Annotated in this window: 18 protein-coding genes and 1 other RNA gene; 6 read left to right on the top strand and 13 right to left on the bottom strand. The window is 39.2% G+C overall.

Translation table 11 applies throughout. The annotated features are described in order from the left end of the window. Positions 1-178: 178 nt before the first annotated feature. The gene (locus BIV60_RS25980) at positions 179-637 is read right to left on the bottom strand and encodes a DUF441 domain-containing protein (RefSeq protein ID WP_071358590.1); all 459 of its coding nucleotides are present in this window, start codon (positions 635-637) and stop codon (positions 179-181) included. Positions 638-787: 150 nt separating this feature from the next. Between BIV60_RS25980 and ytvI the strand changes: the two genes are divergently transcribed. Next, positions 788-1,903 (top strand): sporulation integral membrane protein YtvI, encoded by a 1,116-nt coding sequence (gene ytvI / locus BIV60_RS25975; protein WP_071358589.1) that lies wholly within the window; start codon positions 788-790, stop codon positions 1,901-1,903. 28 nt (positions 1,904-1,931) lie between these two features. Here ytvI and BIV60_RS25970 read toward each other — a convergent pair whose 3' ends face one another. The 8 genes from BIV60_RS25970 to dnaE all read right to left on the bottom strand — a co-directional run bounded on the left by BIV60_RS25970 (position 1,932) and on the right by dnaE (position 12,868). After that, a complete protein-coding gene (locus tag BIV60_RS25970) occupies positions 1,932-2,318 on the bottom strand; it encodes an FxsA family protein (protein WP_071358588.1) in 387 nt (128 codons plus the stop codon). An 82-nt stretch (positions 2,319-2,400) separates the two neighbouring features. After that, entirely contained in the window at positions 2,401-4,164 is a 1,764-nt protein-coding gene (gene pyk / locus BIV60_RS25965; RefSeq protein WP_071358587.1) for a pyruvate kinase, read from the bottom strand. Between the two features lie 28 nt (positions 4,165-4,192). Next, positions 4,193-5,152: a 6-phosphofructokinase gene (gene pfkA / locus BIV60_RS25960; protein ID WP_071358586.1), complete on the bottom strand. Its 960-nt coding sequence runs from the start codon at positions 5,150-5,152 to the stop codon at positions 4,193-4,195. Between the two features lie 307 nt (positions 5,153-5,459). After that, entirely contained in the window at positions 5,460-6,437 is a 978-nt protein-coding gene (accA, locus tag BIV60_RS25955; protein ID WP_071358585.1) for an acetyl-CoA carboxylase carboxyl transferase subunit alpha, read from the bottom strand. Beyond that, positions 6,431-7,306, bottom strand: coding sequence for an acetyl-CoA carboxylase, carboxyltransferase subunit beta (gene accD / locus BIV60_RS25950; RefSeq protein WP_071358584.1), 876 nt, complete (start codon positions 7,304-7,306; stop codon positions 6,431-6,433). Before accD ends, accA begins: the two co-directional genes overlap by 7 nt. A 190-nt stretch (positions 7,307-7,496) precedes the next feature. Continuing rightward, a complete protein-coding gene (locus BIV60_RS25945) occupies positions 7,497-8,081 on the bottom strand; it encodes a FadR/GntR family transcriptional regulator (protein WP_071358592.1) in 585 nt (194 codons plus the stop codon). A 60-nt stretch (positions 8,082-8,141) separates the two neighbouring features. Next, positions 8,142-9,377, bottom strand: coding sequence for an NADP-dependent malic enzyme (ystJ, locus tag BIV60_RS25940; RefSeq protein ID WP_071358583.1), 1,236 nt, complete (start codon positions 9,375-9,377; stop codon positions 8,142-8,144). Between the two features lie 125 nt (positions 9,378-9,502). Further along, positions 9,503-12,868: a DNA polymerase III subunit alpha gene (gene dnaE, locus BIV60_RS25935; RefSeq protein WP_071358582.1), complete on the bottom strand. Its 3,366-nt coding sequence runs from the start codon at positions 12,866-12,868 to the stop codon at positions 9,503-9,505. Between the two features lie 228 nt (positions 12,869-13,096). Between dnaE and ytrH the strand changes: the two genes are divergently transcribed. Both ytrH and ytrI read left to right on the top strand, forming a co-directional pair. After that, positions 13,097-13,432, top strand: a complete 336-nt coding sequence (gene ytrH, locus BIV60_RS25930) for a sporulation membrane protein YtrH (RefSeq protein ID WP_026572204.1) — start codon at positions 13,097-13,099, stop codon at positions 13,430-13,432. Beyond that, positions 13,429-13,932 carry a sporulation membrane protein YtrI gene (ytrI, locus tag BIV60_RS25925; protein WP_071358581.1) on the top strand — a complete coding sequence of 168 codons (504 nt, stop codon included), beginning with the start codon at positions 13,429-13,431 and terminating at the stop codon, positions 13,930-13,932. Before ytrH ends, ytrI begins: the two co-directional genes overlap by 4 nt. A 48-nt stretch (positions 13,933-13,980) precedes the next feature. Here ytrI and BIV60_RS25920 read toward each other — a convergent pair whose 3' ends face one another. After that, complete coding sequence (locus BIV60_RS25920) at positions 13,981-14,922, bottom strand: DHH family phosphoesterase (protein ID WP_071358591.1); 942 nt, start codon at positions 14,920-14,922, stop codon at positions 13,981-13,983. Between the two features lie 101 nt (positions 14,923-15,023). On the opposite strand from BIV60_RS25920, the gene BIV60_RS25915 reads away from it, so the two are divergent. Next, positions 15,024-15,332, top strand: coding sequence for a YtpI family protein (locus BIV60_RS25915; protein WP_071358580.1), 309 nt, complete (start codon positions 15,024-15,026; stop codon positions 15,330-15,332). A gap of 38 nt (positions 15,333-15,370) precedes the next feature. Here BIV60_RS25915 and BIV60_RS25910 read toward each other — a convergent pair whose 3' ends face one another. The 3 genes from BIV60_RS25910 to BIV60_RS25900 all read right to left on the bottom strand — a co-directional run bounded on the left by BIV60_RS25910 (position 15,371) and on the right by BIV60_RS25900 (position 18,089). Continuing rightward, the gene (locus BIV60_RS25910; protein WP_071358579.1) at positions 15,371-16,690 is read right to left on the bottom strand and encodes a CBS domain-containing protein; all 1,320 of its coding nucleotides are present in this window, start codon (positions 16,688-16,690) and stop codon (positions 15,371-15,373) included. Between the two features lie 401 nt (positions 16,691-17,091). Next, complete coding sequence (locus BIV60_RS25905; protein ID WP_071358578.1) at positions 17,092-17,328, bottom strand: hypothetical protein; 237 nt, start codon at positions 17,326-17,328, stop codon at positions 17,092-17,094. A gap of 80 nt (positions 17,329-17,408) precedes the next feature. Beyond that, on the bottom strand, positions 17,409-18,089 hold the full coding sequence (locus tag BIV60_RS25900) for a metal-dependent hydrolase (protein ID WP_071358577.1): 681 nt from the start codon (positions 18,087-18,089) through the stop codon (positions 17,409-17,411). Positions 18,090-18,302: 213 nt separating this feature from the next. Between BIV60_RS25900 and BIV60_RS25895 the strand changes: the two genes are divergently transcribed. Both BIV60_RS25895 and ssrS read left to right on the top strand, forming a co-directional pair. Continuing rightward, complete coding sequence (locus BIV60_RS25895) at positions 18,303-19,400, top strand: M24 family metallopeptidase (protein WP_071358576.1); 1,098 nt, start codon at positions 18,303-18,305, stop codon at positions 19,398-19,400. Between the two features lie 55 nt (positions 19,401-19,455). Next, positions 19,456-19,651: non-coding RNA, 6S RNA (gene ssrS / locus BIV60_RS25890), on the top strand. Positions 19,652-19,789: the final 138 nt, after the last annotated feature.

Genomic DNA, 19,789 nt, shown 5'->3' with positions numbered 1-19,789 from the left:
AAAGGCTATTTTCGCATTGATTGTTGTTTTTCGTATAAGTTCATCAACCCGTATAACTAAATACTTCGTGGCATCTTTTCGTAAGAACATTTGCGAAAATTGCCTAGAAACTTAAGTTTTTGACCCTTATTAAGGTCCAAAAGTAACAATGTTTACGAAAAGAGCCTTTACAAAACATCTACGTAAAAAAATCAACAACTTTCATCACCGTATAAGCAATTCCTGCTCCAATAAGCGGCCCGACTGCTACACCTTTAAATATCGAAACCGATAAAATAGTCCCTAATACGAGTGCTGTCGTAATTTGAGGATCACTAGCAAGTAACGAAACACCTCCTTTAGCCAGTAGCGCAACAGCCATGCCGGAGATGAGGGCTATCCACGCATACGATGATTTAAATGCACTTGTTAAATCCTTAAATCCTATTTCACCGCTTGCAATCGGAGCTAAGACAGCAATTGTAATAATTGTAACTCCCCAATTGATTCCTTTTGATTGGATAAAATTGAATGACTTCGTCTCCAAACCGCTAAACTTTAACAAAAGCAAAACCGCAATGGAAATCATTAAGGAGTTATTTTTAGCAATAAATCCAATACCGAGCAATAACAATAAAAATACTACTGACTGACTCATTTTTGATGGCACCTCCACAAAAAAATAAATATATTAATATAACTTTTAAAAGAGTCCTTAAAAATCCCGGTTGGAAAAATATGCAGTTTCATTCAAAAATGTTAAAATATATCTAACTGAAAAAGGCAGTACTTAAAAGGAGGTCGAGAGTTGAATCCAAAGTATTTATATAGAGCGTTAAGATTCCTTTTGGTAGCAGTGATTGTTTTTCTTGGCTTGTTATCTTTTTATTATGTATCAAAAGTGGCCTATCCATTTCTAATTGGACTTGTTATTGCCTTTTTGATTAATCCTCTGGTTAATATATTTGAGAAAAAAGCAAAAATGCCGAGGGTACTTGCTGTTTTTGTGGCTTTAATCATTATTTTTGCAGTATTTGCGGGATTGATTACTTTATTAGTTGCGGAAATTGTCTCCGGTGCAAATTACCTTGCAAAAGTGGTGCCGGAACACCTTGATACATTAATTGCTTATATTGAAAAGATTATCACCGCCCAGATCATTCCGTTCTATAACCATTTAACAAGTGTATTTAATAAACTGGATGCCGGCCAGCAAAATACGATTATTGGCAACATCCAAAATGTTGGGAAGAATATCGGCACTACTGTCGGTTCGTTCATTCAGAATCTCTTCGGGATTATTCCAAACATCTTATCATGGTTTCCCACTGCTGCCACCGTTTCAATCTTTTCTTTACTGGCAACCTTTTTTATTAGTAAAGATTGGTATCACTTGTCCGCCATTGGTGGAAAATTGATGCCTGAAAAAGCAAAGTCAAGTGGTAGAACTGTTTTTGTTGATTTAAAGAAAGCATTGTTTGGTTTCATCAAGGCACAATTAACCCTTATTTCAATCACTACTGTTATTATCTTAATTGGGTTGCTAATCCTTCGTGTCGATTATGCCATCACAATTGCTCTCGTCACCGGGATTGTTGATATTCTCCCCTATCTGGGAACCGGGGCTGTTTTTATTCCATGGATAATCTATGAAGTCATTTCTGGAGATATGGGCCTTGCCATTGGCTTAGGGGTTCTATATGTAATTGTTTTAGCCCAAAGACAGATCATGGAGCCGAAAATTCTATCCTCTAATATTGGTTTAGATCCATTGGCGACTCTAATCGCCTTATTTGTAGGGTTCAAACTCATCGGATTTTTAGGTCTAATCCTTGGGCCGGTTACCCTAGTCATTATCAGTACGCTTTATCGAGCAAAGGTCTTCCACGATTTATGGGCTTTTATTATGGGGAAGGAAGCATAAAAAACGTCGGCTATATGGCTGACGTTTTTTATTTGATGATTTTAATATTGCCTTTGTTGATCCACTTGCGAAAGGAATTCTTGATTAATCTTTTAAATAGTTTTCTGGTTGGAGGAAAAAGCATGAGAAACCCAAGGATATCCGTAATAAAACCTGGTGTGATCAGGAGCGTTGCACCAATTAGAATACAAACTCCATCTAATACCGATTCACCGGGAATTTGTCCATAACGGAGCTGCTCCCGGGCTTTCCTAATGGTTTGTAATCCTTCTTTTTTGGCTAAATAGACACCTAGAACCCCTGTTAATAGGATAAAGAAAAGGGTTGGCAATACACCGATGGTTTTGCCTGAGAAAAGTAAAATGCCAATATCAGCTGCCGGGATGATGATAATCAATAAAAATAAGTAACGCATCTTCCTCTCTCCTCTACATGCTTGTTTACACTCATCATATCATCTAAAAAGAAAAAAAGAAGAGCAAAGCTCTCCTTTTTTATTATAGAACACTCGCATGTCCGTTATAAATTACTCCTCGTGTTGCATCCACGGTGATTTCTTGGCCTTCTTTAAACAGACTTAATGCATTCACTACACCAACGATTACCGGAATTCCAAGATTTAGTCCTACAACAGCACCATGGCTGGTTAAGCCGCCTTCCTCGGTAATAAGAGCAGCGCATTTTTCAATTGCTGGCACCATTTCACGATCAGAACCAAGGGTAACTAAAATAGATCCAGGTTTTACTTTTTCCAATGCCTCTTGTGCATTGTGTGCAATTACTACTTTACCAAAAGCAGACCTTCGACCGATTCCTTGTGCCTTTGTAATGATATCACCGACAACATGAATCTTCATCAAGTTCGTCGTACCCGCTTCTCCAACCGGAACGCCGGCAGTGATCACGACTAAATCTCCGTGTTTAACAATACCGCTGTTGACACTTTCTTCAACAGCAATTTCAAGCATCTCATCCGTCGTTGCGCAAATTCTTCCCAACTGAGGGTACACTCCCCAAACAAGGGATAAGCGGCGACAGACAGAATCATTTGCAGTAACAGCAACAATTGGTGCTTTCGGGCGATACTTCGAAATCATTCTTGCCGTATGCCCACTCTCTGTTGGAGTAACGATTGAATTCACATCAAGGTTAAGTGCCGTATGGGCAACAGATTGTCCAATTGCATCAGTAAGATTATGTTCCGTATCTTTGCTGCGGGTTGATAGAATTTCTTTGTGGTCCAATGCCTGCTCAGCGCGTGATGCAATATTATGCATCGTCTGTACAGCTTCAACAGGGTACATCCCAGCAGCCGTTTCCCCTGAAAGCATGATGGCATCTGTTCCATCAAAAATGGCGTTGGCAACGTCACTGGCTTCTGCTCGAGTCGGTCTTGGATTCCTTTGCATCGAATCCAACATTTGCGTAGCCGTAATTACCGGTTTACCAAGCGCATTACATTTTTTAATCAACATTTTTTGTACTAGAGGAACCTCTTCTGCAGGAATTTCTACACCAAGATCACCGCGAGCAACCATCAGACCATCCGAAATCTCAAGGATTTCGTCAATATTATCAACGCCTTCTTGGTTTTCAATCTTAGGGATAATTTGAATATGGGTTGCATTATTTTCTTCTAAAAGCTGGCGGATTTCCAATACGTCTTTCCCACGACGTACAAATGAGGCAGCAATAAAGTCAATATCTTGCTCAATTCCAAAAAGAATATCCTTTGTGTCCTTTTCAGTAATTCCCGGTAAATTAACGGAAACTCCAGGGACATTTACACCCTTTTTATTCTTTAATGTACCGCTGTTTAAAATTTTTGTATGGATTTCATTTGCAGCTTGATCTATTGTCGTCACTTCAAGGCCAATTAAGCCGTCATCCAATAAAATCTTCGATCCTACCTGAACATCTTCAATTAACGCATCATATGTAACGGAAAATTTTTGCGGAGTTCCTTCCACTTCTGTCATCGATATAATGATATCTTCCCCGGCCTTAAGCTCAATTGCTCCATTTTCCATATTATTCGTACGAATTTCAGGTCCCTTGGTGTCTAGCAAAATGGCAACCGTTTTTTTCGCGATTTTAGCCGCTTCTCGAATATTTTTAATCCGTGCTCCATGTTCTTCAAAATTCCCGTGGGAAAAATTCAGTCTTGCTACATTCATCCCCGATTCAATCAATTGTGTTAATTTTTCAACCGATTCACTTGCGGGACCGATTGTACATACAATTTTTGTTTTCCGTAACATCTTTTATTTCCTCCTAGGTCAAGCATGATTAAATGGATAGTTCTTTTGAAAGGTTATAAAGCTGCAGGTCTAATGTGTGTTTCTTTCCTAATGCTTCAATAATGTCGTAATCGACGAGCTTGTTATTTTCGATTCCAACTGCTCGCCCGCCTTTACCTTCAAGCAGAAGTTCCACAGCCCTTGCTCCTAATCGGCTGGCAAGTACACGATCGGCAGCAGTTGGTGAACCACCGCGCTGAATATGTCCTAATACAGAAACCCTTGTTTCAAAGCCAGTTGCTTCCTCCAGTTTTTTAGAAAATTCAACACCGCTGGAAACACCCTCTGCCACGATGATAATACTATGTTTTTTACCGCGTTCTTGGCCTTTGCGCAGCCGTTCTGCGATTTCATCCATATTGTAGTCTTCTTCAGGAATTAAAATTGTTTCTGCACCACCGGCAAGACCAGCCCAAAGCGCAATATCACCCGCATTCCTTCCCATTACTTCAATAATAAACGTTCTTTCATGGGATGTAGCGGTATCACGAATTTTATCTATCGCATCAATTACCGTATTAAGGGCAGTATCGAAACCAATGGTAAGCTCAGTTCCCGGAATATCATTGTCAATGGTTCCGGGTACACCGACACACGGGAAACCCTGTTCTGTTAAGGCTTTTGCACCGCGGTACGAACCATCTCCGCCAATAACAACTAATCCTTCAATTCCATGAGCCTTTAACTGCTCAATTCCGTTTAGCTGACCCTCATTTGTTTTAAATTCCAAACAGCGGGCAGAATGAAGCATCGTTCCACCTCGATGAATGATATCACCAACAGATCCAAGTTCAAGCTTTTTAATATTACCGCAAATCAATCCTGAATAACCACCATATATACCGTATACTTCAACATTATGATAAATTGCTTTTCTAACAACCGCTCGAATTGCCGGATTCATGCCGGGTGAGTCTCCACCACTCGTAAGTACCCCAATTTTTTTCATGGTAATCACTCCATTATTAAAACTTAAGATTATGTACTCCAAAAAAATTAGACTATTAGCCTATTTTGTTGATAACTGCTTTTAGTATTCACATAAAACACTTGAATATTTATAAAATACCATGAAGAAATAACGATAACAACTGATTCATAACGGTTTTTAGAATAGACGGAATACTCTGAAAAATGCAAGCGATTTAATTAATTTTGCAACCGTTAACATTGTTTTTTCTAATAATTCTTTTTATGAAATTTGTGTAAAAAAAGCAATAACCTCAAGATAAAAAACGTGCCTAAAAAGGCACGTTTTACTTAACTTCGGCATAATCATTTGCGAGTGCAAATTCACCAATTGTTCTGAATCGATTATACCGATCTGAAACCAATTCATCCTCTGACATTTTAAGAAGCTCTTGTAAGGATATCTTTAGAACGTTTTCGATTTCTTCTGCCTGCTTCTTAACATCTTTATGGGCTCCTCCCTTAATTTCAGGGATAATATCATCGATGACGCCCAGTTCTTTTAAGTCCGGAGCAGTAATTTTCATTGTTTCTGCAGCCCTTTTGGCTAGAGCGGAGTCTTTCCATAGAATAGCCGCAGCCCCTTCAGGGGAAATAACTGAGTAAGTAGAGTTTTCAAGCATATAAATCCGGTTACCAACACCAAGTGCAAGGGCTCCCCCACTTCCACCTTCTCCAATGACAATACAAATAACTGGTACTTTTAAACCAGCCATTTCAAAAAGATTTTTCGCAATAGCTTCGCTTTGTCCCCGTTCTTCAGCTGCTTTCCCGGGATAGGCACCTTTTGTATCAATAAAACAAATAATCGGCCGTTTAAATTTGTCCGCTTGCTTCATTAAACGAAGTGCTTTTCTATACCCCTCAGGATGTGGCATTCCAAAATTCCTGCGGATATTTTCCTTCGTGTCTTTACCCCTTTGATGACCGATGATGGTAACAGGTAATCCATTAAATTTGGCAATTCCGCCGACAATTGCCTCATCATCTGCAAAGGTCCGGTCTCCATGGCATTCAAAAAATCCTTCAAATATTTCAGCAATATAATCAAGGGTTGTCGGCCTATTTGGGTGACGGGCAATTTGTACACGGTCCCAAGGCTTTATATTTTCATAAATATCTTTTTCAAGTTTTTCCAGACGCGCTTCCAATTTTTCAATTTCAGAACTTAGATCAACGTCCGCCGTTTTGGTAAATTCCCTTATTTCGCTGATTTTCTTCCTCAATTCAATAATTGGGCGTTCAAATTCCAATTCCCCTACCATTCAAGCTCACCTCCAGGTTGATGAATTTCAAGAATGTTAGTGATTTGCTCAACTAAATCCAGTCGTGAAATAATTGCGTCAAGCTGTCCATGTTTTAGAAGAAATTCCGATGTCTGAAAATCCTCCGGTAATTCTTCGCGAATGGATTGCTCAATAACCCTGCGGCCCGCAAAGCCAATTAATGCTTCCGGTTCTGCAAAATTATAATCTCCTAATGAGGCAAAACTTGCGGAAACCCCGCCAGTTGTTGGATGTGTCATCATCGAAATAATTAATCCGCCATGATCACTAAATGTCTTTAAGGCAACGCTGGTTTTTGCCATCTGCATCAGGCTTAATGCTCCCTCCTGCATTCTGGCACCGCCAGAAGCAGTAAAAATGATAAACGGCACAGAAAGCTCACCGGCTTTCTCGATGGCTAGTGTTATTTTTTCACCAACCACCGAACCCATACTTCCCATTCGAAAGGAGGCATCCATAATCGCTACAACAATTTTATGACCATTCACCGTTCCAATGCCTGTCACAACTGCCTCATTTAACTTACTTCTTTCTCGGTCTTTTTCAAGCTTATCAAGATAATCTGGAAAGTTTAAAGGGTTTTTTGAAATCATATTTTCATTTAGTTCTTCAAAACTTCCCTCATCTAGAAAACTTTCAATCCGCTCTCTTGAATTCATTTGAAAATGATGTCCACAATGTATACAGACCTTTAGGTTTTTATTTAATTCCTTCGTATACATGATTTTTTTGCATGAAGGACATTTAGTCATGATTCCCTCAGGAACATCACTTTTTACTATCTCAGTTGGTATCGTTGCATATTTTCTTTTTTTTGTATTGTTTTTTGTAAAAAGGTCTTTTAGCAAAAAATAACCTCCTTCATTGGTAGATCTTAAAGCCCTCAGGCAAGTCCTACACTCTTCTAATCAAAAGTCTTTCTATTCTTCCATTACTTCATACCTTTATGTTTTTTGCAAAGTGGCAAGACCACTTACATATTAAAAATCCCCATTTTCAGGCATAGTTTGTCTGTTTCCACTATATATGATTTGAGGTTCAAAATTTGTTAGTATTTGTCACAAAGGAAGTCAAATTTCGCAGATTCCGGTAGGCGGTTAGCGTTTTTTCCTCATCTTTTTCCGCCAATGCTTCAAGCAGAAAAAGATAGTTATCGTGTTTATAATCGATTAATCCTAAATGAAGTGAATTATAGTAATCCTTTAAAATGATCCACATTCTTAAAAATAAATGGTTATCGGCATTTTCAATGATTCGGTAAAAAAACTCATCATCATCCAATTGGTTGTTTTTAACCTGTTCAATGAGGTTTAAAATACTTTTTTTACCCATTCTTTGAATGGCTAACCGGAGACAATCCATTTCAATCAGATTTTTCGTTTCAAAAACATCTTGCTTTGCTTTTTCATCCTGTAAAATAAATGTGCTTAAAAGTTGTACCAGCTGATTCCCACGGAAATCTCTGATAAAAGTTCCTTCTCCGCGCCTTGTTTCAATTAATCCAAGCAATTCCAATGCTCGAAGGGCCTCTCGAACGGAAGAGCGCCCGACATTCAGGCGCTCTGACAATTCCCGTTCAGATGGTATTTTATCGCCGGACTCAAGTCCGTCAGCGTTAATCATCTCTCTTAACTGCTTTACAATTTCGAGATATACTTTCGTATTTGACACTTACCATATCACTCACTTTTTACCGATAATAGCAAGCCTCATCGTTTTTTCTTTTACTTCTTCCGGGTCCACTTTTAGACGAGCGACACCCGTTTCCATTGCAGCTTTTGCAACCGCAGCTGCTACTGCTGGGGCAACTCGAGGATCAAATGGTCCAGGAATGACATAATCAGCATTAAGTTCTTCTTCCGAAATTAACCCCGCAATCGCTTGAACAGCGGCCACTTTCATTTTTTCATTGATATGTGTCGCACGAACATCAAGCGCACCGCGGAAAATTCCAGGGAATGCTAGTACATTGTTAACTTGGTTTGGAAAATCAGATCTTCCTGTTCCAACAACCTTTGCCCCTGCTTCTTTTGCATCAACAGGCATAATTTCCGGATCCGGGTTGGCCATTGCAAAAATAATGGCATCTTCATTCATGGATGCAACCATTTCTTTTGTAAGGGCACCTGCAACAGAAACCCCAATAAAGACGTCTGCTCCTTTAACAACATCTTCAAGACTTCCAGCTATATTATCACGATTCGTGAATTTTGCCACTTCAGTCTTGACAGCGTTCATTCCATTTGGACGGCCTTCATAAATGGCTCCCTTTGTATCACACATAATAATATCTCTGACACCATAATGATATAATAATTTAATAATTGCAATCCCCGCAGCACCGGCACCGTTTGCAACAACCTTAATTTCGGTCATTTTTTTACCGACTAGCTTTAACGCATTAACGAGTCCTGCAGCCGTAACAATTGCAGTACCATGTTGGTCGTCATGGAAGATTGGGATATTGGCTTCTTTTTTCAATCTTTCCTCAATCACAAAACAATTCGGTGCCGCAATATCTTCCAGGTTGACACCGCCAAAAGTTGGCTCTAAAAGCTTTACGGTTTCAACAATTTTATCAACATCGGTTGTATTTAAACAAATTGGGAAAGCATCGACTCCGGCAAAGCTTTTGAAAAGAACTGCTTTTCCTTCCATAACAGGCAATGCAGCTTCCGGTCCAATATTACCGAGGCCAAGAACAGCTGTACCATCGGACACAACTGCAACCATATTTCCCTTCATTGTATAATCGTAAACTGTTTCTGGTTTTTCATATATATCTTTACAAGGCTCTGCTACACCTGGTGAATATGCTAAACTCAAATCCTTAGCATTTCGAACTTGAACCTTTGATTTTGATTCTAATTTTCCTTTATTAATACGATGCATATGTAGCGCTTCTTCACGCAAAGTCAAGCTAAGTCACCCCTTTAATTTTCACCTAATAGTATTTTATATTTGCCTTGATCTCTCCGATTAGGAGTGGTCTGACCACACCCGTCTCCTTATCACTATAACATATCTTTGATAGTTGTAAAGAATTATTCTTTTAATACGACGTTATTCGTGCCCAGAAAATCCCTCAATATTTTTATTAATTTAGGAGTAGGATGGACATTATATTCACTAGCCAATCGTACTGTTTTTCGGGTGGATTCGTAATGCAATACAACACTAGTATCTCCCTTACTTTCCTTAAAGAAATAAAATAGTTGTCTTAATGAAGGTTCATCCTGCTTTTCCGCAACAATTTTGATATACAGCACAGGCGCCGTTTGCTTATTTTCTTGAATCCAGTGTTCCATTTCGGCAGCCTGCTGGATAATAAACTGACGCTTCCCTTCCCTCTCTTCTACTTTGCCCTCAATGACAGCAAATTTCCCTTGTTCTAATATGGCTGAACATCGCCTATAGACAGCAGGGAATACCACAGCCTCCATTTCACCACTTGAATCACTAATCATGAGAAAGGACATTGATTCACCTTTTTTTGTACGAATTTTTTTTGAACTGGTAATATAAATTCCTGAAATCGCCTTATTTCTATTAACAGTAAGCTCACATAAAGCCTGAGCACCCCTCTGTTTTAACTCCTTTTCATAAATGGAAATAGGATGATTCGAAAGGTAAAATCCAAGTGCATCTTTTTCAAAGGCAAGCTTGTCCTCAAGTCTGATAGGATCAACCTGTACATACATCGGTTTTGGAAAATACTCTTCACCGGAAAAAAAGTCAATTTGGCTTGAATCATCCGGGTTTATGAGCTGGGCATGTTCGATTGCAACATCTAAACTCGCAAGCAGGACGGCACGGTCTTCTCCAAATTCATCAAAGCTTCCGGAATGGGTTAAGACTTCAAGTGTTTTACGGTTGATTGCTTTTGATGACGTACGGCCGCAAAAATCAAAAAAATCCTCAAATTTTTTCTTTTTCCTTGCTGCAAAGATTTCCTTTAGGGCAGCAGCGCCAACTCCCTTAATGGCTGCTAGGCTAAAACGGATTCCTTCCGTTTCAACTTGAAATGAATACCCGCTGTAATTAATGGAAGGGGAAAGGACATGGATCTCCTTTTGCCTTGATTCCATGATGTATTGCGCTATTTTGGATTCATTTCCAACCGCTGCTGTTAATAACCCAGCCATAAAATATAACGGATAATGAGCCTTTAAATAAGCGAGCTGATAGGCAATCATACTATAGGCAACCGCATGGCTTCGATTAAATCCATAATTGGCGAAGCGGACAATTAAATCATATATTTCATTCGCCAAGGATTGATCATAACCCTTCTTTAAGGCGCCTTGGACAAAGTGGGTTCGTTCACGGTCCAGTGTCTCCTTTTGTTTTTTCCCAACGGCCCTTCTTAATAAATCGGCTTCTCCAAGAGAGAAACCGGCCATTGTTGAGGCAATCTGCATGATCTGCTCTTGATAGACAATCACTCCATATGTATTCTCAAGAATATTTTTTAAATCCGGATGTGGATAAACAACTGGCTTTCGTCCGTGCTTTCGGTCAATAAATAAGGGGATGTTTTCCATTGGCCCCGGGCGGTACAATGCATTCACCGCCACGATATCTTCGAAGCGCGATGGTTTTAAACGAACTAAAACCTTTCTCATTCCCTCGGACTCAAGCTGGAAAATCCCAGTGGTTTCCCCTCGGGCTAATAGATCAAACGTTTCAGGATCGTTAAGAGATATCGAACCAATATCCACCTTTTTCCCGGTTTTTCGCTGGATCGAAGCCAAAATCGATTCAATGAGCGATAAATTCCTTAATCCCAGAAAGTCCATTTTTAACAGCCCAATTTCTTCAAGGTACTCCATGGAATATTGTGTTAAATAAACATTCCCGCTTCCTTGCTGAATGGGAATTAATTCAACAAGCTGTTTTTCGCTGATGACTACACCTGCTGCATGGGTGGAGGTATGCCGAGGCAGCCCCTCAAGCTTTAATGCCGTCTCATAAAGCTTGCGATTTAATTGATTTTCTTGAATAAAATTTCTTAATGCTTCCGATTCTTGATAAGCCTCTTTAAGGTTTATTCCTAAGCGAGACGGAATAAGTCTTGACAAATGATCCAGTTCCTTTGAATTTAATCCAAAAACTCTGCCGACATCCCGCAATGCAGCTTTTGCAGCAAGCGTTCCAAAGGTGACAATTTGAGCAACATGCAGGTCACCATATTTTTCGGCCACATATTCAATTACTTCGTCGCGGCGATGGTCTGGAAAATCAATATCAATATCAGGCATGGAGATTCTTTCCGGGTTCAAAAAACGTTCAAATAATAAATGATGACCAATCGGGTCAACATCGGTAATATACAACACATAGGCAACAAGCGACCCTGCTGCCGATCCTCTTCCCGGACCTGTTAAAATTCCATGCTCCCGTGCATATCTCATAAAATCCCAAACAATTAAAAAATAATTGCTAAACTTCATCCGTTTTATGACCGATAATTCGTAGGCAAGCCTTTTTTGATATTCCTCGGTCGGGGTAGTGATTCGCTCTGCCAATCCTTTTTTGCAAAGGATATCCAGATAGTCTTCTGCCGGCATCCCATTTTCCGTTGGGTATACAGGAAGAAAGGTTTTATTTAACTCGATATTTACATTACAGCGCTTTTGAATTTCGATTGTATTTTCTAAAGCTTCCGGTATTTCAGAAAAAGCCTCGACCATTTCTCCGGGTGTTTTTAAATAAAACTGATCGCTCTCCAATTTTTCATGATGATCATCGTTAAATTTTTCACCATTTTTTATGGCAAGCAAGCACTCATGGGCAAAAGTGTCTTCCTTCTCCAAATATTGAACGCAATTGGTTGCAACGATGGGCACATGTATTTTTTTGGAAAGGGATAGAATTTGTTTTCTTATCATTCTTTCATTCTCTAAATGATGATCTTGAATCGAGAGAAAGAAATGGTCTTTTCCGAAAATCCCACTATACTTTTGGACCACAGCCTCTGCCAGATCTTCTTTCCCTTCTAGTAGATATTGTTCGATTTCACCCTCAACACCCGGGGTGATGGCAATTAGCCCCTTCGCATAATGTCTTAACCATTTAAATGGAATCCCGTTTGGTGACTTTGTTTGAACTGCACTTGATATTTTCAAAAGATTTTTAAAGCCATCGTCATTTTCTGCCAGTAAGACAAGCGGATAGGACTCCGTTTCTGATTCTTCACGTTGAACATCAACTGTTAAACCGATGATGGGCTTTATATCCATATTTTTACATAATTTATAAAACTCGATTGTTCCGTACATGACATTTCGGTCTGTTATCGCCATGGAAGAAAAACCCTTTTTCTTTGCGTTTTCAATCAAATCCGACACAGATGCAGTACTTGTTAATAAGCTGTACGCGCTATATACATGCAGGTGAATAAAAGACATTTGTCACATCACACCTTTAAAACGATTATCTATCTCCTATTATAGAGGTTCATGGAAAAAAAGAAAATATGTTCCCATACGGAAAAGAGGTAGCTTTTTGTAACCTAGAGCCCCTTGGCGCTGGAGCTAGACAATACTAAAATTACAGTGCAAAAAACATATTCGTTAGGCTTTGTCCATATAAATGAGTAGAGGAATAACTGATTTTGGGTAAGGGCGGTTGAAAACATGAAAGAGATTGGTTTTTTTCCTACGTTTATTGAAAGCTATTTTATTGCCTTAGGCGTTCTCCTAGGCGGGTCATTGATTGGAGGGATTGCCTCTTTCCTTACAGGACAACCTCCGCTGACAGCCGTTGCCCGTTTGTCTTCAGCCCTTCGAATTTGGGCAATTGTAGCAGCAATCGGTGGAACCTTTGACGCCGTTTATAGTTTTGAGCGAGGAATTTTTAATGCTGAGACAAAAGATGTTTTTAAACAAATCCTCTTAATTCTTTCCGCACTTGGCGGTGCCCAAACGGGTGCGCTGTTGATTAATTGGTTAACTCAGGAGCATTTATCATGAGAATACCTCCTTATTATAGAAGACCCTCTTGGCAGCGTTTTTTTTCAGGTATGGTTATTGGAGGGGCTATCAGCTGGTTCATATTTTTATATATTTTCGGGGTATGGCAGGAAAAGCATACACAAAAGATCCGAAAACAGGAAGATGATATTTTAGAATTAAAAAAGGATATCAATATTTGGCAGCAGGAATATAAAGAAATCAATAAGCGGAATATCGAACAAATTACGGTACAAAAAATAAATGTTAAAATCACCAACTGGGAAAAGTACAAGCTTGACTATTTAGGTACTTTTGAAACTGAGGAGTCCGTTAAGGATGATATTAGTATGATGCTGGCAAAGGACTTGGATACCGTGTATAAAAGTAAGGAATTGATTACAAAAATCATCGAAAATAAACGAGTGAAAATTAATAATAAAAGATACAAGCTGCAAGTAAAAAAAATGATTATTTATACTACTCTATCGATTGAACTTGAAATTGGCTTTGATGAATAATTTCCCGGCCCCATAAAAAATGGGGCCGATTTTTCATTTAATCTTTGATTAAGAATGGGCTTCACAAACTTTACGAAGTTCATCTAAAACCAAATCTACCTCATCCCACGAATAAATCGAAGCACCCGCAGCAAGCGGATGTCCGCCGCCTTTGAACTTTCGGGCTACTCCATTGATCACTGGTCCTTTTGAGCGAAGGCGAACCCTAATTTGGTCATCTTCTTCGATGAAAAAGGCCCAGGCCATAATTCCTTTAACATCTCCTAATGTACTAACCAATAAGGAAGCTTCCGGTGGCTTCGCCCCAAATTCCTCTAAAAGTTCCTTGGAAAGAATAACTGAGGCCACTCCATGCTCCTGCAATTCAAAATTTTGCAGAATATAACCATTTAACTTTATAATATTCAAATCAAGCTCATACATTTTGTCATATAGTTCTGTTCTTGAAAAATTATATTGGATTAATTCTCCAGCATGGGAAAAAGTCTTTTCTGTTGTACTTGGATACAGGAATCTTCCTGTATCTCCAACAATCCCACCATATAATAATCTGGCAGTTTTATCATTCATTTTTAGTCCTTGATCTTTCCCTAATAAATAGAAATCATAAATCATTTCACTGCAAGAGCTCGCGCTTGTATCAACCCATAAAAGGTCCCCATATGGGTCTTCATTCGGATGATGATCAATTTTTATCAGCAAATCCCCTAATGTATACCGTTTGTCACAAATTCTTTCGGTATTAGCCGTATCACACACAATCACAAGTGCACCGTTATAAACCTCATCCTCAATTTTATCCAGCCGCTGCATAAAGTTAAGAGAAGGTTCTTCTTTGCCCACCGCATATACCTTTTTCTCCGGAAATGATGCCCTTAACAGTTCAACTAGCCCGCATTGTGATCCATATGCATCAGGATCCGGTCGAACGTGGCGATGGACAATAATGGTTTCATATTTTTTAATGGTTTCTAAGATTTTTTCCTGCATGGCGTCTCCTTTTTCTGGTTCGTTTCGAACCGTATCTGGCATTTTTTGATGATAACCTGTACAATAGTAGATGATTTTTTAAAAGTTCGGAGGAGCAAAAAATGTCAGTACTCGTTATTTTAATTGTCTTATTATTTGTACTATATTTATTTTATAAAACAAAGTACTTCAGAAGCAACCGTCCTGCTGAAAAGAAATGGCTTTCAGCGAAATCAAGTATTGCTCTTGGACTTTTTGTCTTCTTTTTCGGGATTAATACCGTTTATTTATCACAAACAACTGTTAGCATCATTGTTGCTGCTATTTTCATTATTATTGGCGGCTTAAGTTCCTGGACAGGATATAAAGCCTATAAACACTATCTGCCATTCGCGATTAGAGAAGCCAAGAGCCTTAATGAAGGTAAATAGTAAGAGCCGCTTTGTTCAGGAAGCGGCTTTTTCTGTCTTTAAGTTCGATCAAGCAGTTGACACATCATCATCGCTTTTCCAACTAAGATGCCTTCATTAAAAACTTCTACATCTACCTTACCGAATTTCCGTCCCACTTCAAGCACTTTTGGGTAGATTTCTAATGTACTTTCCATTTGAACGGGTTTAAGAAAATAGATCGTCATATTTTCAACGACAAGATCCCCTTTTTTATAGCTTCGTAAAATTCGATTTGCCGCATCGGAGACAATAGTTGTAAAGACCCCATATGAAATGGTCCCTAAATGGTTGGTCATTTGCGGACTGACTTCACATGAGTAGACCTCTTCCCCTTTTGGTCTTCCGGACATTAATTCCATTTGGTTCGTTACAATATCATCAATCGTTTCGCCTACCTGGGGCTGGCGTTGATTCATTTGCAGTGCTTTTAACACATCCTGCCTGCTGATCAAGCCTTCCAAACGGTTCGAATCATCTACAACAGGTAGAACCTCTATCCCCTCCCAGACCATCATATGGGCTGTCGAGGCAACGCTTGTCTTGCCGCTAACCGTCATTGGGTTTTTCGTCATGATTTTATCGATCGTTGTATCCATATCCTGCCCTAAAATATCCTTTGAGGTAACAATCCCTTGAACCTTCATATTATGATCAACAACCGGATAACGGCTGTGGGTTGTTTGTTGATTTAATTCATGCCATTTCGAAACTTTATCAGATGTTTTTAGAAAAAATGTTTCCGATAATGGAGTTAAAATGTCTTCTACCAAAATGATTTCTTTCTTAATTAATTGGTCATATATGGCACGGTTAATCATGGTTGCAACGGTAAAAGTGTCATAGCTGGTTGAGATGACCGGCAATTCAAGTTTATCTGCAAGCTTTTTGATTTGATCTTCCGCATCAAATCCACCAGTAATCAGGACTGCCGCTCCTGCTTTCAGGGCAAGCTCATGAGCTTGTGTCCGATTTCCGACGATTAATAAATTCCCCGCTTCAGTATAGCGCATCATCGCCTCTAATTTCATTGCTCCAATTACGAATTTACTCAAAGTTTTATGAAGTCCTGTTCTTCCCCCTAAAACTTGACCGTCTACTATATTTACAACCTCTGCAAAAGTAAGTTTTTCAATATTTTCTTTTTTCTTTCGTTCAATTCGAATGGTTCCAACACGCTCGATTGTGCTGACAAATCCTTTATTTTCAGCTTCCTTAATGGCTCGATAGGCTGTGCCTTCACTTACATTCATCGCTTTAGCGATTTGGCGGACAGAGATTTTTTCACCTACAGGAAGATCATCAATATATTGTAAAATTTGTTCATGCTTTGTAGCCAAGGCCGTCACCCTTTATTTTAAATTCCCATTCATTAAGCAATGACTTTCCGGGATTTTCATTAGATTTATTATAAAGTTAATAAAGCCTTGATACAATAAGAAAAGCGGAAGCGCCTTAGTCAGCCCCGACTAGCACTGGATGGCCAGACGGTAAAGTCGTTCTTTGACTTCATCGGCTGGGCCGAATCAACCTAGGAAAAAACAGTTCATATTTTTCCTTAGAGGGGCTAGGTGCTGGAGCTAGACAATGCAGATTGTTACATTTATTTGAATGTGTTGTTTTAAGGTTGTTTGTTTTACACTTGGAAGGACGAAACTATCTTGCTTTAGGATTAAAGTGTCCCTCCAGCTATCCTGGAGGGACAAAACCTTCTTGCTTCGGAACTAAATTGTCCACCTGTTTAATGAAACATGCGAGATTTTCTTTTGTTGCGATTTGTCTGCTGTTTTTGAACTGCCTTTTTCGGACTATAAAGAATCCCCGTTAAATTACCGGCAATCACCATTAGCGCCAAGGAGAGCCACGCTAGTGAAAAAATCCCTTTTGGCCCCGCAGCAGTTACAGATAATTGAGGAACCGCATAATAAAGCATGGCTCCGCAAAGCAAAAGGCATAATAAATATCTGTTTTTCTTCACATTTTTTCCTCCCTTAAATACCTGCTTGTATCATTTTTATGCAATGGGGAAGAAAAAAAGTAGACGAAAACCCTAATTCCTTATAATTCTATTGCTTCACCTGGCTGGAGGACTTTACCGTTTTGCCCCTCAAGAAGCTCGATAAATTTGTTCGGGTCCTGTTTAATGGGCGGGAAGGTGTTGAAGTGAACCGGCACAACTGTTTTTGCGTTTAAAAGCTTGGCAGCATAGGCTGCATCTTCAGGTCCCATCGTAAAATTATCTCCAATTGGCAGGAATGCAATGTCAATCGGATGGCGTTCACCGATTAATTTCATATCGGAGAATAATCCAGTATCACCGGCGTGGTAGATTGTCTTTCCTTCATTACTGAACAATACCCCTGTCGGCATACCGCAGTATACAATCTCGTTGTTAACAGTTGCATACCCCGAACCGTGAAAGGCTTGTGTTAATTTTACTTTTCCAAAGTCAAATTGATAAGCACCGCCAATGTTCATCCCATGGGTTTGAACTCCCTGCCAGCTAAGAAAAGTGGTCAAATCTGCGTTTGCGACAACAAGGGCACCGGTTCTCTTGGCAATCTCAACCGTATCCCCTACGTGGTCGTTATGACCATGCGTTAAGATGATAACATCCGGATTAACCTCTTCTACATTTAGGTCAGTTAAAGAGTTGCCACGAATAAACGGGTCAATTAAAATCGTTTTGCCTTCCGTTTGAATTTGAACAATGGAATGTCCGTGATAAGAAATTTTCATTGATAAATACTCCTCTCGCTTTGGTTTGTATTATTACTTCCATGCAAAAATTAGAATTTCCTTCCTAACAAAATAACTTTACCCAAAAGATAGAGTTTTTAGCAAAAATCTGAACTGAATTCTTCCGTTTCCAAACTAAGCACAGTTTGTTTACATTTAGGCTTTAAATTGATAATCTCAGGGAGTAGGAATTGATATTAAGGGGGAACCAACATGAATCAGCGTGTCGAAAAACTTCAATCTTGGATGAAAGAAAATGAAGTTGAAGTAAGCTTTATTACCTCTTCTGAAAATGTTTTTTACTTAAGCGGCTATTTTACAAACCCGCATGAACGCCTGCTGGCTCTAGTAGTTTTTCAACAAGAAGAACCATTCCTTGTTTGCCCGTCCATGGAAGTTCATGATGCAAAACGCTCCGGCTGGGAGAATGAAATCATTGGATACAGCGACATTGAAAACCCTTGGGAAATGATCCAACGTTCCATTCAAAAACGAATCAATTCCGTATCAAAAACGGCGATTGAAAAAGAACATATGAATGTGGAAAGGTACGAACAACTTTCAAGCATTTTCCCAAAAGCCGCTTTAATTTCCGCAGAAGAAAAATTGCGACTTCTACGGATGATAAAAGACGAAAAAGAATTAAAAATTATTGAAGAGGCTTGTGCACTCGCAGACTATGCTGTCGAATTTGGAGCAAGCGAAATCAAAGAAGGCAAAACAGAATTGGATGTACTGAATGCAGTGGAATATGCATTAAAGCAAAAAGGCGTCACAGAAATGTCGTTTGCGACGATGGTTTTAACAGGAGCAAATGCAGCTTCGCCGCATGGAAATCCAGGATTAACGAAAATTAAAAAAGGTGATTTAGTTTTATTCGACCTTGGTGTTGTCGTTGATCGTTACTGCTCTGATATTACTAGAACGGTTGCCTACGGAGATATCAATGATAAGCAAAAAGAAATTTACGATACAGTGTTAAAAGCACAGATTGCCGCAATTGAGGCTAGCAAGCCTGGCGTGACAGCTGCAGAGGTTGACTTAACGGCTCGCAGAATTATTGCCGATTCCGGATACGGCGAGTACTTCCCTCACCGCTTGGGACACGGTCTTGGAATTAGTGTTCATGAATATCCTTCTATGACCGAAACCAATCAGCTTGTGATTGAAGAAGGCATGGTCTATACAATTGAACCTGGAATTTATGTACCTGAAGTAGCAGGGGTCCGTATTGAGGATGATATCTATATTACTAGAGACGGAGCTAAGGTATTAACAAAATTCCCGAAAGAATTACAAATTATTAAATAATATTTTTGGGATTTTTAACCATTGTATTATTGAGCTATCTGCAGTAAAATACATATATAAGCTGCATTGTACGTAATCATAATAAAGTTTTAACCTTTAAGCTGTAAAAGGGAGTTTTAATATTGAAACTGAAATGACAGGCCTCTGTCTATATGACATAGAGGACAGGCAGGAAGGTTTCTGCGAACACCCACTTTGAGGAGTGGTGGTTTAAAACTTTCTTATATCTATACGGCAATTGCGGCTACATATGTTAAAGCAAAACCAGCTTCGATTGGAAGCTGGTTTTTTCATTGTATAAGAATTTATAAATTGCTTTGAGAATGGTTCAGCTCCGGCGCCTAGCCCCTCTAGGTCACAAGCCAATCCGTCCAAAAGGTTAAAGAACA

This window comes from Bacillus sp. MUM 116 (genome assembly GCF_001866655.1).
Classification (GTDB): Bacteria; Bacillota; Bacilli; order Bacillales; family Cytobacillaceae; genus Neobacillus.
This window is presented reverse-complemented; position numbering and strand designations above follow the sequence as displayed.

Bases quoted from the DNA above. Each gene is read 5' to 3' on its own strand.
- pyk (WP_071358587.1), bottom strand. From the start codon at position 4,164: ATGTTACGGAAAACAAAAATTGTATGTACAATCGGTCCCGCAAGTGAA.
- BIV60_RS25900 (WP_071358577.1), bottom strand. From the start codon at position 18,089: ATGAAAATTTCTTATCACGGACATTCCATTGTTCAAATTCAAACGGAA.
- BIV60_RS25920 (WP_071358591.1), bottom strand. From the start codon at position 14,922: ATGCAGGAAAAAATCTTAGAAACCATTAAAAAATATGAAACCATTATT.
- ytrI (WP_071358581.1), top strand. From the start codon at position 13,429: ATGAGAATACCTCCTTATTATAGAAGACCCTCTTGGCAGCGTTTTTTT.
- accA (WP_071358585.1), bottom strand. From the start codon at position 6,437: ATGGTAGGGGAATTGGAATTTGAACGCCCAATTATTGAATTGAGGAAG.
- dnaE (WP_071358582.1), bottom strand. From the start codon at position 12,868: ATGTCTTTTATTCACCTGCATGTATATAGCGCGTACAGCTTATTAACA.
- BIV60_RS25915 (WP_071358580.1), top strand. From the start codon at position 15,024: ATGTCAGTACTCGTTATTTTAATTGTCTTATTATTTGTACTATATTTA.
- BIV60_RS25895 (WP_071358576.1), top strand. From the start codon at position 18,303: ATGAATCAGCGTGTCGAAAAACTTCAATCTTGGATGAAAGAAAATGAA.
- BIV60_RS25970 (WP_071358588.1), bottom strand. From the start codon at position 2,318: ATGCGTTACTTATTTTTATTGATTATCATCATCCCGGCAGCTGATATT.
- BIV60_RS25980 (WP_071358590.1), bottom strand. From the start codon at position 637: ATGAGTCAGTCAGTAGTATTTTTATTGTTATTGCTCGGTATTGGATTT.
- pfkA (WP_071358586.1), bottom strand. From the start codon at position 5,152: ATGAAAAAAATTGGGGTACTTACGAGTGGTGGAGACTCACCCGGCATG.
- BIV60_RS25945 (WP_071358592.1), bottom strand. From the start codon at position 8,081: ATGATTAACGCTGACGGACTTGAGTCCGGCGATAAAATACCATCTGAA.
- ytrH (WP_026572204.1), top strand. From the start codon at position 13,097: ATGAAAGAGATTGGTTTTTTTCCTACGTTTATTGAAAGCTATTTTATT.